Raw genomic sequence first — 16521 nt, 5'->3', positions numbered from 1 at the left:
TCGTCCTAAACCGTTTCAAATCGTTGATTTGGAGCGGTTTTTGCTTTTCCTAAATAGCTAGAAAACGGTACAGATAGAGATTTTGGTGAACAATTTGGTGAACATCACCCGTTTTTAGCCCTTTTGTTCGCCAACTTGTTCACCGGACGGTCCATCTCGCTTAAAGCCACAAGGATTTTGTCAGCCTCGACTTTTCCGTCTATCTAATCATGTGGGCCAATCTTATATGAATTGTTCGCTTATGAAATGTTCTAGATTACGATTTAAGACACTTTCGTCGCTCATTACTAATCCGTTAGATATGGGCTGGAAAGGTACGATTGAGCATATATTTGCCGACGTTTCAGCTTACATTCGTGTTCCATGGAAATTCAGTTGAAAAATTGTGATGAGTCACGCTGAAAATTCAAGGAATGAATGGGTTTTGACCCTTGTTTTGGCAATGATCAATCAGAGCCGGAGTGCGGCCATTTTTAATCCAACTGATTTTCCAGTATTCAACTCCCCAATAGAATCGTTTTCCGTTATAATGAGGGTAGTCAAACAAGTGAGGAGGAGTTTCTTAATGGATAACACAGAATCAATGAATCCAAAGAAGTTTACCCGTATCCTAGTGGGGGTGGATGATTCACCTGATGCGCAATTGGCGTTTCGTTACGCGATGAACCGGGCAAAATTTGATGATGCCGAACTGGTCATCTGTTCGGTCCTGGAATCGGACAACATGAACATTTATCAGGCCTTGAGTAAAGACTACGTTCACGGCCAACGCACTGACATGCAGAAGCACTTGCAGCAATACCAAAAATTGGCGGAACGTTTCGGCATCACTAAGGTTAAGATCATCATTGGTGAAGGGGATCCCGGGGAGACCATCGTCAAAAAAATCATTCCAGAAGCTAAGCCAGACCTGCTAGTCGTGGGGTCGCTGTCACAATCTGGTGTTCGTAAGTATTTCGGGAGCCAGGCGGCCTACATGGCAAAATATTCTCCAATTTCCGTAATGATTGTCCGTTAGCGGTTTCACAACGATTTAACGAACTTATATGAAAATAATGTTCAATTCTCCCCTTGCAAGTTGAAAATATTTTTCATACAATGGTTCTTATGCGAGTTGCTAGTTTTGCTACGGCAGGCGAAATTAGTAGAATCAGCATAAGAAAAGAGAGAATAAGAATGCAGTTCGTGATTTTATTGTTGGGTATTTTACTGTTACTCTTCTTGATTATTCGAGTAAAGTTAAATACCTTCGTTTCGCTGATTGCTACGTCTATTTTAGTAGCGCTTGGTTTAGGCATGAACCCCGCAAACATTGCGGATTCCATCAAAAACGGGATCGGTAGCTCCATGGGCGAACTGATTATCGTCTTTGGTTTTGGAGCGATGATTGGCCGGTTAGTCTCTGACGCCGGTGGATCGTACCGAATTGCCCGGACCTTGATCAGTATCTTTGGGAAGAAACGTTTACAGGTAGCCATTGTGGTGGCTTCCTTCTTAATTGGGATTTCCCTGTTGTTTGAAGTGGGTCTGGTTTTGGTCACGCCAATCGTGTTCGCGGTTGCGCTGGAAGCCGAAGTCCCATTCCTCTACTTAGGGATTTCCATGGCGGCCGCACTGTCGGCTACGCAAGGTTTTCTCCCACCCCAACCATCTCCAACCGCCGTTGCGACCGCTTTAGGCGCCAACGTTGGTGAGATGTTGATGGTCGGGATCATCGTGGCTATTCCGTGTGTGATTGTCGCTGGTCCAATTTGGACGCGAGTCATTCGTCGGTTTAACCCAGATTTGTTCGTCATTAAGCGGTCCTTACCCGCCTTTGGTGAAGTGAAGGAATTCGATTTGAAGGAAACACCAGGCTTCGGTTTAGCCGTCTTCACGTCATTATTCCCAGTTGTCTTCATGATTTTGGCAACGATTTACCAAATGGTCGTTAATGGGGGGACTGCGCCGAAAAATCCGCATGGCTTAGATGCCGTGATCACGATGCTCGGAAATCCGGTCATTGCCATGGTTATCGCACTCCTCTTTGCTATCTGGTCCATGGGTTTCCATCGTGGCCGGTCCATGAAGGAAATCAGTGCGACTTTGGAAGACGCCATCAAGTCGATTGCGATGCTATTAATGGTTATCGCCGGCGGCTCTGCATTTAAGCAGGTGCTGATCGATGGTGGGGTTGGTAAAGCGGTTCAGCAGATGATGATGCACTCCAAGTTCTCACCAATCCTGTTAGCTTGGTTGATCACCGTTATTCTGCGGATTTCTCTGGGGTCAGCAACGGTTTCTGGGATGACGGCTTCCGGGCTGATTACGCCACTGATGCACACGTTGGGCGCCGACCCGGTCATGATTGCTTTGGCAATTGGTGCCGGTTCCTTGGCTGCCTCTCACGTGAACGATGCTGGATTCTGGATGTTCTCCGAGTACTTTGACTTGAGTGTTAAGCAGACGTTCCAAGTTTGGACGACGCTGGAAACGGTCATCTCGGTAGTCGGTCTGCTCATGGTCTTATTGATGAACATGATTATCCACTAATTGCATCTTTTAATTAATTGTTAGATATTATGGTGCACTGAGATTAATTTGGTGCTAAAAAAGTAGAGCGCCGTGTCCGTCCTCCAATTGGGGGGCCGACACGACGCTTTTTATTTGATCAGGCTTATTTTTTTTCACGGATAATAAACTTTGGCCGATGCTTCGTTTCGAGGTAGATCTTATTGATATATTGTCCAAGGATTCCTAGACAAAAGAGTTGAATCCCACCGATCAGTAGGACGATGACCACTAAGGACGGCCAACCGGCAACGGAACCACCCACGGTCAGGGCTCGGACAAAAACGAAGATTAGTCCAATTAGTGACAGCACAAAGGAAATGCCACCGACCCAAGTTGCGAGCCGCAATGGTGCACTGGAAAAGTCGATGATGCCCTCAATCGAGTACGAGAACAACTGTCGCAGATTCCAATGCGTCTTGCCAGCTGCGCGGGGCTGGCTTTCATAGGTCAGGTAGGTCGTCTTGAAGCCGACCCAACTGAAGATCCCCTTAGAAAACCGGTTAAACTCCGGTAGCGATAAGACGGTATCGACGAATTGACGCGTCATGAGCCGATAGTCTCTGGCATTCGGTTCAATGCGGACGTCAGACAAGCGGTTGATGACCCGATAAAAGCTGGATGAGAGAAACGCACGCAGGCGGCTTTGTCCGCGCCGCTCCTTTTGAATCGTGCCCACACAGTCGTAACCGTCCTGTTCAATCAGCTTGAACATTTTCGGTAAGAGTGCAGGTGGGTCTTGTAAATCGACGTCCATGACGGCCACCACGTCCCCAGTCGTGGCTTGCAGGCCGGCAGCGAGCGCCGATTCCTTCCCAAAGTTTCTGGAGAACGACCGGTAGTGGACCGTCTCTGGAAACTGTTGATGTAAAGTCTTCATTTCTTCGAGGGTGCGGTCATCAGAGCCGTCATCCACGAAGATATACTCCGGTGTTACCGTCGGGGTAGGGGTGTTCATAGAATCGATCACCTTGCTAACGGTTCGGTAAAACAGTGGAATTGATTCCTCCTCGTTATAGCAAGGAACGACCAGACTAATTTTTTTCATCACAGACATTCCTTTCACAACGATACTATCTTACCGCATTTGATTCGGGCTGGCCATTAAGTTTCCCTTACAGTCCAGCCATGATAGTATCTTTAAATTGATGTAATTGATTGCACTACGGTTGTTAGGAATTCCGGCTGCCATGTAAGCTGAGAAGAAATCTCGGCTTACGTTGTTGACACGGCTGGCTACATCCTTGGCAGCTATAGTGCGCCAGTTACAACCTACTTAAAATTTAGCACAACCTGTGGGTCAGATAACCGTTGACGTGTCCACCATAGCTAGTTAAGGAGGTGGCCTTAACATGCCCATATCCGTTGTGGGGAGCAACTAATTAGTGACAAGAAACCAAGCGAGGTTATTTTAGGTGATGGGTCGGATAGCGTAACACTCGGCGGCGGTATCTGCTATAATTGACCTTAATTAGCATCATCATTGGAGGGGAAATTGTGACGAAACCAATTAAAGTCATGACCATTTTTGGAACGCGGCCTGAGGCAATTAAGATGGCCCCAATTATTTTAGCGATGCAGCAACGACCAAGTGAGTTTACACCCATTACGGTCGTGACGGCGCAACACCGTGAAATGCTCGACCAAGTTCTGGAAATTTTCCACATTAAACCGGATTATGATTTAAATATTATGAAACCCAAGCAGACTCTGAGTGAAATCACCACGCGGGTCTTAACGCACCTGGACGACATATTGACGGCAGCTCAACCCGACATTGTCTTAGTCCATGGGGACACGACCACGACCTTTGCGGCCAGCGTCAGTGCCTTTTACCATCAAACATTACTGGGTCACGTAGAAGCGGGCTTACGGACCTGGAATAAGTATTCGCCGTATCCCGAGGAAATGAACCGGCAGTTGACGGATATCTTGAGTGACCTGTACTTTGCGCCAACCGAGCTGTCCCGGGCTAACTTATTGAAGCAGGCGCATCCGGACAAAAAAATCTTTGTGACCGGAAACACGGCCATCGACGCCTTGAAGCAAACGGTCGATGCAAACTACCATCACGCGGTCTTGGACCAAGTCCAGGCCGGACACCGGTTGATTCTACTGACCATGCACCGCCGCGAGAACCAAGGCGCACCAATGCATGCCGTTTTGCATGCTGTGCGGCAAGTGGTTGAAGCGCATCCGGACGTCGAGGTTATTTATCCCGTTCACTTGAGTCCCGCCGTCCAGAGCGTGGCGCATGAAGAACTGGATGGCATGGATCGGATTCATTTGATCGATCCACTGGATGTCGTTGATTTTCACAACCTGTCCGCCCGGAGTTACTTCATCATGACCGATTCCGGCGGCGTACAGGAAGAAGCCCCGTCATTAAACAAACCAGTCTTGGTTTTACGGGACACCACGGAACGGCCTGAAGGGGTCGACAATGGCACGTTGAAGCTGGTGGGAACCGATCCCCAGCAGGTCACGGCGGCCATGGAGAGTTTACTGACGGATCAAGTCGCCTACGATAAAATGGCCCAAGCCAAGAATCCCTATGGTGATGGTCACGCAGCGGACTACATTTTGGATGCGATTCAGAAGACAATTGGAGGCAATGCTAATGGCTGAGACGGCGTATGACCGGGCCGAGATTAAGACCACTGAACAGTTATCAGAAATTATGCGGGATATTCATTTAGACGCGAAAAAGAAAAATGAACGGTTTGACTATAAAATTTTACGGAACGTTCACTTTGCCAATAAGGTCAAGAATCCCGTCACGCAGGAAATGAACGATGGGGACTCCTGGCGGGTGATGCAGATTGACAACTTGCTAGTGACCTCGTTTGGTGTCATTAACGTGGAGAGTAAGTACTGGCGGGGAATGATTTTCCATGATCTGTCGGAGGAAATGTTCTCATCGAGTTTGGACGACTTTTCGGCCGTGAACTTGTCTTCGCGGGAAAAGGAGAAAGAAACGTCACAGATGCTTACGAATCGACTGGACCGCTTCTTCCTGCCGAACTTATCCGAAGAAAATGAATCCTTGACGCAGGGGTATACGATGAGCTTGGAACAGGAAGGCCGCGGGCAACGGACAATTACCATGCACACGGGCATCAGCAACCCGGCAACACAGGCCGAGCTTTCGTCGAAACTGTTGGTGCGTTACATCAACAGTGAAATTACGATGCACAAGCAATTAGAAAATAAAAATGACCGGACCATCGACTTTGTGAAGCCGTTGGTTTACTATAATTACTACGACCGTTACGACCGTAGCAACTCATTAGTTGTCGGTAACAAAACGAAGTTGAATGCAAGCGACGCCTATAATTGCACGGCGGTCGCTAATTACGAAGACTTGAAGACCTTCATCGAAGCCTTTCGTCAGGCCAAACGGGTTCGTTTCAGTCGTAAAACCCTTGAAAAAATGATTGGCACGTTAAAGTTCGCGGAGGACTACGGGTCATTTTAAACGAAAGGAGCCCGGTGACCGTGACTAGTCAGTGGCGCAAACGCTTTGCACCCACCATGCGGGTGATTCAAACCATCGCTAAGCACTTTCAAATGGCGAACGTTTCCGACTCAGCCGTCGTCTTGGCTTATTATGTCTTGATGTCGCTGTTTCCGGCGTTGCTGGTCTTGGCCAGTCTGCTCCCATTTTTACACATCGACACGACATCCGTGCTTGATAGTATCGAGCCAATCGTTCCTGAAAGTATCTTTACCATGTTAAAACCGATCATCCACTCGTTTTTAAATAACAAGAGTGGGAGTGTCCTGTCCATTGGGGTAATCGTGTCGCTGTGGTCCTCATCACGGGCCGTCGCGGCATTCCAACGGACGGTCAACGGCGCATACGGGGTCTCCAAGCAAAATGCGTTCGTGGGTCGAGTGGTGGCGTTTTTCTGGATGGTGGCTTTAATCGTGTTGCTGTTCGTTTTAATGTTGTTCTTCAGTTTTGGTCAAATTGTTTTGGAACAACTGACGCCACTGCTTCACTTGCCAACGCAATTGATTGCCTACGTCAACGCCATCAAATGGCCGGTGACATTTCTGGTCACGTTCTTTGTCTTGATGATTCTGTTTTACTTCGTGCCTAGCGCTAAAATCAAATGGCGCTATGTGTGGCCGGGAGCATTAACGGCAACGTTGGGCTGGTTATTTCTATCGCAAGCTTTCTCGCTGTACGTGAAGTATTTTGTCCACAACATTGACAGCTATAAGACCATTGGAACGTTTATCGTGTTGATGTTTTGGCTGTACTTTACGGGGATGATCCTGATGTTTGGGGCCGTGTTGAACGCGGCCATTCAGGAGCTCTGGGAAGGGGACATCGCGGAGCAGTCCACGATTCCCCAGTTGCTGAAGTACCGGATCAAGAAAAAATGAAGTGTCAAAAAACGCACGCAATCAACCTAATCGTTGACTGCGTGCGTTGGTGACTCCGGGTGATTTCAATCCTTATTGGTTTAATTGGTTGTTTACTTCGAGTCGGATTGTTTTTGGAACGTGGTAACCAGTTTCTGAGCAAATTGATCGAGTTGGTTAATGGCCGCTTGGTCTGGTTCCAAGTTGATCTTCACGTTGTCCGCACCGCGAGTGGCACCGGTCATTTGGAAAACGTGATCAAAATGGTCGACCGTGGTGTTATAGTATTCCCCGTAGAAGGTATCACCGGATCCAGCAACGCCGTACACCTTATCGGCCAGGTCGAGTTCTTGGAGGTCTTCGTAAAAGTCCATGCCTTCGTCGGGGAGCGACCCTTCATCGTAGGTGTATGCACAAACCACACAGATATCGGCGGTTTCAAACTCCGCCGCATCGGTTTGCGAGATCTCCGTTTCGGTGACCTGACAGCCCAGATCTTCTAATTTTTCCGTGACGATATCCGCCACGTCTTCGTTGTTGCCCGTAATTGTGGCAAATACCACGTGTGCCGTTGCCAATCTGACCACTCCCTTGTCTGTATGCCGTTAATTATAGCAGGTCGACCGCTTGGTGGCTAGGGACCGTGATGGCTGGACACGGTGTCGCGGGGGAAAAGATGATGGCTTAACTAATTACCCGTTAAGCCCAGCATTGTGTCTAGAGAACTGGTAGAATAGTTGCGAAGCTTGAAGAATAGCCAGAGTGGTCGGGTCACGGCCGCCAGAAAGGCCACTTGTGATGGTAAAGGTCGTCGTTTAACACGCAGCTTTTGTTACAGGCCAAACCATAACAATTTGTATATTATTATCGTTGCCACAGACTAACAAGGTAAGCCGAGAGGTCGGCAGATATGGGCTCAGGCGCGTCGTTCTACTAAGCTTGTAGACTCGGTTCTTTCGAGGCTTCAAGTTGTGTTCGCACCGCTCCAGCCCATATCTGCTGGCCGGTAAGGCGAAGGAACACAATGTTTTCTATTAGAATAAAAATAACGTAAAGGATGTGACTTGCATGGCTGAAATTACCATGATTGAAGCGCAAAAACGCAGTGGTCGGTTTAATATTTACGTTGACGGGCACTATGCCTTTCCTGTCAGTGAGAGCGTGCTGGTCGACTTCCGGCTCTTTAAGGGGATGGAGGTCGATAAGGACCTCGAAAGCCAACTGGCGGCCGCTGATGACGTTTCTAAGGCTTACAATCGGGCACTAGATTATTTATCCAATCAGCTACGGACGGAAAAAGAGGTTCGCGATAAATTAGGGACGTTGGAGATTCCACCAGAGACGATTGACCAGACGATGCAAAAGCTCCGTGAGATGTCACTAGTCGATGATGGTCAGTACGCAGGTAGCTACGTGCGAACCATGATGAACGCGAGTGACAAGGGACCGCGCGTGATTCGCCAGAACCTGCGCCAAAAGGGTGTAGGTGAGCAGGCCATCGATGATGCGTTGAAACAATACACGCCGGCGGAACGCATGACCGTGGGGACGGCTGTGGCGGAAAAACTGGCTAAACGCTATCATCGGCAGGCCTTTGGCACGCAACAACAGAAGATTCGTCAGGGCCTGATGACCCGGGGGTTCGACAGCGACGAGGCGGGGGCCATGTTAGAGTCGTTGGAACTCACGCCGGACGTTGATGAACAACAGGATTTGCTGGCCAAGCAAGGCGAAAAGATGTGGCACCGTTACCGGGCGTTATCGGCGTCGGAACGGGCCTATAAGACCAAACAGGCACTATATCGTAAAGGATTTAAGCTCGATGATATCAGTCGTTGGTTGGCCGATTTTGGGGAATCGGATTAAAGACTTAATCAGGTAGGGGGCACCTGTTATGAAAAATAGAGTATGGGGTACTGTCATTGCAATGGGGATGATCGTGGGTATCGGTCTGGGGCTAGCTTGGTGGTTCAACAGCCAGACTCAGTCTCAGGCTGAGCAGGAGTCGTCCAGCAGCAGTTCGGTGGTCAAGCCAAAGCCGAAGCGCGTTGAGGTGCCGAAGAAAAAGAAGCCGGTGACACCCAAGGCCACCGCAGCGACCCGCGAAATCGACGCCATTTTACGGGCCAACCGTTTCGTGGGCACGGCCTTAGTTGTTCACAAGGACAAGGTCATTTACCAAAAGGGCATGGGGTACGCGGATGCGGCGTTGCAAAAGAGAAATGGCGTGAACAGCGTCTATCAACTGGCTTCAGTGCAAAAGTCGTTTACCGCGGGCTTGATCATGAAGCTAGCGGCTGAACAGAAGCTGTCGCTTGGAGACACGCTGGCCCAGTATTACCCGCAGATTGCCGGGTCCAAGAGTATTACGCTGCGTGATATGTTGGATATGAAGAGTGGCCTCACGCTGGAGGCTTTTCCGAATAAGTTGGCTTCCGAAAACGGAATGCTGAAATTTATCTTGAAGAATATCATCAGTCGGCCAAGCCAAATTGGTAAGTGGGATTACTCGCCGGTCAACTTCATGCTACTGGCGGGAATCATTCAGCAGGTCACTGGGGAAAGCTACCGTCAGTACTTTACGGAGAATATCATCCAGCCTTGGGACTTGAAACATACCGGGTTCGTCTTCAAGATGGCACACAGTAAGACTTACTCGCAGGGGTATCAAAATAATAATGATAATAATGTAGCAGCGGACTATGCGAGTCGCTATCCAGAGTCGCGGGCATCCATGTATTACCAGTTTGGGACCGGGCAAGTTTACATGTCTGCGCACGACCTGTATGTCGGCGAGCGCAACATGTTGCTAGGAAAGTTGTATCCACAGAATGATGTCAACGTGCTGCTGGCACCGGGGTCCTCATCCATGTACGGTGGTGGTGCGTACGTTTATCCGAACTACATCCGGGTTCACGGCTTGGCATATGGGTACGAAGCCACAGCCATGCTGACCAAGAACGGTCAGGATGGGGTTATCTTGTTGACCAATTACTACCGACCAAACCAGTTAGCCCAAACGGCAGCCGTGCAGATCTGGAATCTGTTAGAGGCTGGGGAATTGAAGTAAAAAAGACGGTTAGCTTAAAAGAAAAACACGTGGTCCAGTCACCCGCTGAATGAGGGATGACTGGACCACGTGTTTTAGTTATTTGTTAGGTCGACTGCCATAAGCCCGTTTAGACTTATAGCCAGCCGCTAGAATCTGTCGCATATCAGCAATATGACGTTGCTTAGTGTCCTCGGCCTTAGCACCGAATACATAGCGTGCCCACTCGCGTTGATAACCCACGGTCAGATCATTAAAGAAAGCCAATACTGTTGCGTCATCGGCCAGTAGTTCGGCCACCTGGGGGATCATTGGTTCAAAGGTAGTTAAAGGAGCTTGTGCCATAATTCATTCACCTCGTTAGTTAGTATGTTGCGTAAATATTGAAAAATCCTGACTTTCTGCCATGCTTAGTGGGAGAATAGATAACTGATATTATCTGTATCCTACTTGAATACCTAGTTTTAGTTGAAAAACATTAGCAACAACCAGCTTGTATCCACAACACCGTTAATAATCAAACTTAAACTTCAGAATGATTTCGGCCTGGAGACTCATGATTGGCAGCGGGCAATTGGCGTCGGAGCGCGGCTGTTTTTAGCGAGTTTGGGAACGCTACCCATCCATACAATCTATACTTTACCTTAAGTTTTGTAACAGACCCAGCACTTTGTTGAGGAATCGGTCTGAACCTATTCATTAATAGGGCCTAATCTGGTATAATATTGAGTGAATTTTTATAGTTACCCGTTACTTAGAAAGTAGGGTTTATACATGACGCGCGAAGCTAGAGGACCTAAGGAAGGCGACTTCATTACGATCAAAAGCTACAAGCACGACGGAAGTTTGCATCGAACTTGGCGCGACACTATGGTACTCAAAACAAGCGAAAACGCCCTCATTGGCGTCAATGACCACACACTGGTCACCGAAGACGATGGCCGGCGGTGGGTGACTCGTGAGCCCGCAATCGTTTATTTTCACAAGCATTATTGGTTCAACATTGTTGCGATGATTCGAGACAATGGGGTTAGCTATTATTGTAATCTGGCTTCTCCCTACGTTTTGGATAAGGAAGCACTCAAATATATTGATTATGATCTCGACGTGAAGGTCTTTCCGGATGGTGAGAAACGCCTGCTCGACGTTGACGAATATGAAGATTTCAGTCAACGGTGGCACTATGGCGCAGAAACCGACCAGATATTAAAGGCCAACGTGTTAACGCTCGTCGATTGGATTAACCATAAAAAGGGTCCCTTTTCTCAAGCCTATGTTGACCTCTGGTATCAACGGTATCAGGAGTTACTGCGGCGCTCGAATGATCAGTAAGAGTTGTCTTCCGCACCACCAGGAGCAAGTCCATTCGTGGCTGGCTCCTTTTTTTAAAGAAAACGGACTTCATTGAAGAAAAAGGGGGAAGTGCCAATGAAATGGGTCGCCAATTCGCGCGTCATGTTCTGGTCACTGGAACTATTGATCGTCGCTGCTTTGATTTGGGTCTGCACGCAGATTAGTTTCTTATTCTCGCCGATTGGGGTGTTTCTCTCCACGATATTCGCGCCATTGTTACTCTCAGGCGTGTTGTTTTACCTGTTGAATCCCATCGTGAAGTTGTTAGAGAAGGTCCGTTGGAAAAAATTTCACATCAACCGGACGGCGGCCGTGGCCATCGTCTTTCTCTTGTTGGTCCTCTTGCTGGTTGCCGGCGGGATGTGGCTCGTGCCCCGACTGGTCACCCAGGTTTCCAATCTGATCGGTAACATTCCTGACTTTGCAAAATCGAGTGAAGCCGTTATGGCTAAGCTGATCAACCATCCAATCTTTAAGGACGTTGATTTTTCCAAATACTTAACGCAGATTCAGAGTGCTTTTTCCAAATACGCTGAGAGCTTCATGAGTGGCTTGACCAACGGTATTGGGACCATCATCGGCACGGTGACGACGGTGACCGTAACGGCGGTGACCGTTCCCGTGATGCTATTTTACATGCTGAAGGACGGCGAACGGTTCATGCCGGCAGTTCGGCGCTGGTTGCCAGCGAAACATGGGGAACAGACGGCCGAATTATTGGGCCGGATGAATAGCACGATTGCCCGCTATGTGGGTGGTCAGATCCTCGAATGTGTTTTCGTGGGGACCTTCACGGCGCTGGGGTATATGTTGATCGGCGAGAAATACGCGCTACTTCTCGGTGTCTTCGCCGGTCTGTGCAACTTGATTCCGTATGTCGGTCCCTACATTGGGATTTTGCCAGCCATGATCGTTGCCTTTACCATCAGCACGAACATGGTCATCTACGTGATTATCGTGGTCGTCGTCGTTCAGCAGATCGATGGGAACCTGGTCTACCCGAACATCATCGGTAAGAGCTTACAGATTCATCCGTTGACCATCATTATTATTTTACTAGCAGCGGGAAATATTGCTGGGCTGCTGGGGATGATCCTCGCGGTGCCGCTGTATGCCGTAGTCAAGACCGTGGTACAGTACCTATATAGCATTTGGCAGTTGGCCCATCCAGACAAACCAGCGCCAAAATTGGACGATAATTTATCAAGAAAAGACTAACGTTTGCGGTTTGAAGTTGACGTGACCGCTGAATATGCTACTATTTAGATTGTTATTGGATTTTTTAGCGCCCCTGACTGGCGACGGTAGGGGAAATTAACCAGATAAAGTAGGAGATTCTACATGAAAAAAGTAATTACGTACGGGACGTTTGACCTATTACATAAGGGTCACATTCGGTTATTAAAGCGGGCCAAGGCCTTAGGTGACGATTTGACGGTATGTGTTTCCTCCGACGAATTCAACGCCGAAAAGGGAAAGCGGGCTTACACGTCTTACGAAGACCGAAAGTACATTTTGGAAGCCATTAAATACGTGGATCACGTGATTCCCGAAACGACTTGGGACCAAAAGATTCGCGACGTCCAAGAAAATGACATCGACATCTTCGTGATGGGTGATGACTGGAAGGGTAAGTTTGACTTCCTGAAGGACTATTGTGAAGTTATTTACTTGCCACGGACTGAAGGTATTTCAACGACCAAAATCAAGCACGATCTCGGCCTGTCAGAAGAAGACGACTGGAAGGAAGAAGAGTAGTGTTGGCAATGATCCTTAGTCGCAGACTAGGGATTTTTTTTAGAGCGGAGACGGAGGCAAACGCATGCAGCAACAGATTATTTTCTTAGTGACGTCCTTAGACGGGATGCACAAGCCCAATTTTTCGACCCAATTGATGAAAGCCTTACGCCAGGGGCATCGCGTGAGCGTACTGGTTGCCATGGTGAACTTTGAAGCGGTATGGACGGTGCGGGAGTACCTTAACCGACTCGCGGAAAAAGAAAATCGGGTGGCCAACTTAAACCTGGTCACCTTAGCGGATCTTTTTGAAGACGAATCCGGTTTGACTCTGACCGAGGATGAACGCCACGCGGTTGATTTGACGAATTTTGACGAGCGCCTATTTGCGGACAATCAAGAACAAGTTAAACGTTACCTGAGTGCGGGTCACCTGGTGGCTGAATTGCGCCAGTTAGATGACGAGACGCCAATGGTTCTTCGTCAGTATCACAGCGACCAATTGACGCAGATCGATACCTACGGCTTGAATGGTCAGGTCGTTAGCGTGGAAAAGATGCAGGGTGAAGTTGCCCAGACCAGTTACCTCCTGAACAAAAAAGGGGAAGCTGTCTTGCGTTTTGTTCGGCATGAGCGTCCGATTGAACAGGTGCTTAACCTGAGTGACTCATCGGCCATGATTGCGACGAAATTCGCTGAGGCTAAGCAGAGTGCTGCCGCGGCCAACATGACGAAACGCGAACTGACAAAGGCAGAAGCAGCCGCAGTCGATCACACGCAAATTGTAACGACAACGGAAGCCTACTATGGGGTGTTGGCTTATTCCAACTACCGGCGTTTCGATGACGTTTACGCCTTTTATCAGGCCGTCATCGGTCGCTTATTGACGCCCGACACACGCCTCTACGTGGATTTGGCGGTCAACGCCGTCTTTTCACCACAAATGCCGAACCAGCTGATTTTTAACTACTAAGGAGTTTTTCCATCGTGCGTGCGATTTTATCTGGATTACATCATAAAAAGAATTTACAGGAACTCGAGCTCGAACTGATCGACGTACCGGAACCATTTGACGATTTAGCGGTCACCTTCCTGGAAAAGCAGACGAAGGCATCGCTGACGGTTCCCATTAGCAAAGTCGTCAGCTCAGAGGTCGTGCGGTTACGGATCAATGCCGCCGACCTGCAGTTTGCCGCCGAAGGCCAGAGCGAGTTTAGCTGGGAACTGTACTTAAACATTCAACAGCAGACGACCCGGGGCTTAATTCAGGTTGAAAGTGAATACCTGAGTGACCGGCACCAGTTCACGCTGACCAGTTACTACCAGTTGAACAGTGATGCTAACGGGATGGCCTTATTTAACATGCATACGCAACAGGCTGAAGACGAGTTTTCAATCAACGCAATCAACTTGCAAGATGACCAATTACAGATCATCGGGCCAAGTCACATCAACAACCAACCCATTACCAATCAACGGTTAGTGTTGAAGAACGTCACGGAGGATAGCTCCGCAGAGTGGCCAATCACCAAGATGAGTCTGCACGGCTTATTTACGGCGGCCATTCCGCTGTCTGATCTGGCGGCCAATACGACGCAACAACTCTTCATTCGCTCAACTGTGGCGGGCGAAGACCTTGAACAACGGGTGGTATTGTCTAAGTCGCTAGCCGGCCAAGTGACACAAGCTGTTACGGGCGATCATCGACTGATCTTAATTGAGAAACGGTTCGATAACGGGATTCGGGTTCAAGAAATGGCAGCCCCAACCTTGCCTCAACGTTTAGCTGGGGTTCCCGCCAAGTTAGGGAGTGCTTCCAAGTTATTTAATCTGTTGATGGATAAGATCAACTTGGTCTACATGCGGCGTTTGTTTAAACGTGGGCACCGGCCATTTGAACAGCCAACCCTGATCTTCGAAAGCTTCGGTGGACGGCAAGTCAGTGACTCACCGTATGCTATTTACCAGTTGTTTACACAACTCTATCCCGGATTCAACTTCATCTGGTCGATCGACCGGTCACAGAAGAAGTTCTGTAAGGAAAATGGGATTCCATTTGTCGTGCGTCGGACGGCTAAGTGGGTCCGGACGCTGGAAAAGGCCAGCTTCTGGATCAGTAACGCGCGGTTCCCGGCTTGGGTTCGTAAGCCCAACTACGTCACTTACATTCAAACTTGGCATGGGACCCCATTGAAAAAGTTGGGTCTGGACATTGAAAATGTCTCCATGCCCGGAACGACGACGGTCAAGTATCACGCGAACTTCGTCAAGGAGGCCAATCGTTGGGATGCATTGGTTTCACCTAACGATTACTCCACGCGAATCTTCCGGTCGGCCTTTGGCTTTAACAACCAGATCCTGAAGGTCGGATATCCTCGAAACGACGAACTACTGAACAGTACGCCGGACGACATTGTGACCTTGAAGCAACAATTGGGCATCCCGTTGGATAAGAAGGTCGTCTTGTACGCGCCAACTTACCGGGATAACCAATTTGCCGAGAAGGGGAAGTACACGTTTGAACTGCCATTCTCACTGGATGAATTCCGTGAGAAGTTTGGTCAAGACGCCGTGCTGGTCTTACGGATGCACTACTTGATCTCCAATGCATTGGACATCAGTGGGTACGAAGGGGTCGTCTTTGACTTCTCCAACCATCCCAACATTTCGGACCTGTACCTGATCAGTGACATGCTGATCACAGATTACTCCTCTGTCTTCTTCGACTTTGCCTACCTCAAGCGGCCAATCCTGTTCTACCCGTACGATTACCACATGTACAAGGACGAACTGCGGGGCTTCTACCTCGACTATGAAAAGGACCTACCAGGCGAGATTGCGCATAACGAGACGCAACTGCTGGACCTGATCGGCGAGAAGATGCAGACGCCAGACATGAGCGATAATCAGAAGTTTATGGACTTCTACCGCCGTTTCTGTGCGATCGACGATGGGTTGAGTTCTTTGAAGATTGTGAACTATGTGGTTCAACAGATTGAGAAAAACGGGTAGTATAAAATTGTCGCACTGCGGCTGCCAGGGATTCCGCCTGCTATGGGGAACGCCTCCAGCCTGAGAAGCGGGCTTCCAGCTCGCCTCAAAGCCACGAAAACCGCGTGTCTCTGAGGTCGTCCCACGATGTAAGCCGAGAAAGAACCTCGACTAACATCGTCGATACAGCTGGCTCCATCCCTGGCCTCCTCCGGCTCTGATTGCGCTCTGCCATATCAGTAGGTTGAATTACAGGTGTTCCTTAGCTGCAGATGAAGCATGTATCAATTCCGTTGACGTTTTAATCTTGCCACAAAACTACTGTGTAAGCCGAGAGGTCGCCAGATATGGGCTCAGGCGCGTCGTTCTGCTTAGTCGGCGTTTCTTGCCGGCTTAGCAGAAGGCCAAGCTTGAAGACTCGGGTTTTTCGAGGCTTCAAGTTGTGCCCGCACCGTTCCAGCCCATAT

Annotated in this window: 15 protein-coding genes; 12 read left to right on the top strand and 3 right to left on the bottom strand. The window is 48.8% G+C overall.

What is annotated here, in order from left to right; translation table 11 throughout:
• The first annotated feature begins 565 nt into the window (after window positions 1-565).
• Complete coding sequence (locus tag JUF10_RS02430) at window positions 566-1018, top strand: universal stress protein (protein WP_203640667.1); 453 nt, start codon at window positions 566-568, stop codon at window positions 1016-1018.
• Window positions 1019-1176: 158 nt separating this feature from the next.
• Window positions 1177-2532 carry a gluconate:H+ symporter gene (locus JUF10_RS02425; protein WP_203640666.1) on the top strand — a complete coding sequence of 452 codons (1356 nt, stop codon included), beginning with the start codon at window positions 1177-1179 and terminating at the stop codon, window positions 2530-2532.
• 124 nt (window positions 2533-2656) lie between these two features.
• Here the strand turns inward: JUF10_RS02425 and JUF10_RS02420 are convergent, their stop codons facing one another.
• On the bottom strand, window positions 2657-3598 hold the full coding sequence (locus JUF10_RS02420; RefSeq protein ID WP_203640665.1) for a glycosyltransferase family 2 protein: 942 nt from the start codon (window positions 3596-3598) through the stop codon (window positions 2657-2659).
• Between the two features lie 449 nt (window positions 3599-4047).
• Between JUF10_RS02420 and wecB the strand changes: the two genes are divergently transcribed.
• From wecB to JUF10_RS02405, 3 genes are read left to right on the top strand one after another with little or no spacing between them, the layout of a single operon-like run.
• Window positions 4048-5178: a non-hydrolyzing UDP-N-acetylglucosamine 2-epimerase gene (gene wecB, locus JUF10_RS02415; protein WP_308440198.1), complete on the top strand. Its 1131-nt coding sequence runs from the start codon at window positions 4048-4050 to the stop codon at window positions 5176-5178.
• On the top strand, window positions 5171-6028 hold the full coding sequence (locus JUF10_RS02410; protein ID WP_203640664.1) for a nuclease-related domain-containing protein: 858 nt from the start codon (window positions 5171-5173) through the stop codon (window positions 6026-6028). Before wecB ends, JUF10_RS02410 begins: the two co-directional genes overlap by 8 nt.
• Before the next feature lie 20 nt (window positions 6029-6048).
• Window positions 6049-6945: a YihY/virulence factor BrkB family protein gene (locus JUF10_RS02405; RefSeq protein WP_236008138.1), complete on the top strand. Its 897-nt coding sequence runs from the start codon at window positions 6049-6051 to the stop codon at window positions 6943-6945.
• 92 nt (window positions 6946-7037) lie between these two features.
• Here JUF10_RS02405 and JUF10_RS02400 read toward each other — a convergent pair whose 3' ends face one another.
• Window positions 7038-7502 (bottom strand): flavodoxin, encoded by a 465-nt coding sequence (locus JUF10_RS02400; RefSeq protein ID WP_203640663.1) that lies wholly within the window; start codon window positions 7500-7502, stop codon window positions 7038-7040.
• Window positions 7503-7992: 490 nt separating this feature from the next.
• On the opposite strand from JUF10_RS02400, the gene recX reads away from it, so the two are divergent.
• Both recX and JUF10_RS02390 read left to right on the top strand, forming a co-directional pair.
• Window positions 7993-8790, top strand: a complete 798-nt coding sequence (gene recX / locus JUF10_RS02395) for a recombination regulator RecX (protein ID WP_203640662.1) — start codon at window positions 7993-7995, stop codon at window positions 8788-8790.
• A 28-nt stretch (window positions 8791-8818) separates the two neighbouring features.
• Window positions 8819-9994, top strand: coding sequence for a serine hydrolase domain-containing protein (locus tag JUF10_RS02390; RefSeq protein WP_203640661.1), 1176 nt, complete (start codon window positions 8819-8821; stop codon window positions 9992-9994).
• 78 nt (window positions 9995-10072) lie between these two features.
• Here the strand turns inward: JUF10_RS02390 and JUF10_RS02385 are convergent, their stop codons facing one another.
• Window positions 10073-10318 (bottom strand): YdeI/OmpD-associated family protein, encoded by a 246-nt coding sequence (locus JUF10_RS02385; RefSeq protein ID WP_203640660.1) that lies wholly within the window; start codon window positions 10316-10318, stop codon window positions 10073-10075.
• Window positions 10319-10747: 429 nt separating this feature from the next.
• On the opposite strand from JUF10_RS02385, the gene ntdP reads away from it, so the two are divergent.
• From ntdP to JUF10_RS02360, 5 genes are all read left to right on the top strand, one after another.
• The gene (gene ntdP, locus JUF10_RS02380; RefSeq protein ID WP_203640659.1) at window positions 10748-11305 is read left to right on the top strand and encodes a nucleoside tri-diphosphate phosphatase; all 558 of its coding nucleotides are present in this window, start codon (window positions 10748-10750) and stop codon (window positions 11303-11305) included.
• Window positions 11306-11401: 96 nt separating this feature from the next.
• Window positions 11402-12544 carry an AI-2E family transporter gene (locus tag JUF10_RS02375; RefSeq protein WP_203640658.1) on the top strand — a complete coding sequence of 381 codons (1143 nt, stop codon included), beginning with the start codon at window positions 11402-11404 and terminating at the stop codon, window positions 12542-12544.
• Window positions 12545-12667: 123 nt separating this feature from the next.
• Window positions 12668-13084, top strand: a complete 417-nt coding sequence (tagD, locus tag JUF10_RS02370; protein ID WP_048735721.1) for a glycerol-3-phosphate cytidylyltransferase — start codon at window positions 12668-12670, stop codon at window positions 13082-13084.
• A 64-nt stretch (window positions 13085-13148) separates the two neighbouring features.
• Window positions 13149-14036: a hypothetical protein gene (locus JUF10_RS02365; RefSeq protein ID WP_203640657.1), complete on the top strand. Its 888-nt coding sequence runs from the start codon at window positions 13149-13151 to the stop codon at window positions 14034-14036.
• Between the two features lie 14 nt (window positions 14037-14050).
• On the top strand, window positions 14051-16075 hold the full coding sequence (locus JUF10_RS02360) for a CDP-glycerol glycerophosphotransferase family protein (RefSeq protein ID WP_203640656.1): 2025 nt from the start codon (window positions 14051-14053) through the stop codon (window positions 16073-16075).
• The last annotated feature ends 446 nt before the right edge of the window (window positions 16076-16521 follow it).

The organism is Levilactobacillus andaensis (assembly GCF_016861695.1).
Lineage (GTDB): Bacteria > Bacillota > Bacilli > Lactobacillales > Lactobacillaceae > Levilactobacillus > Levilactobacillus andaensis.
This window is presented reverse-complemented; position numbering and strand designations above follow the sequence as displayed.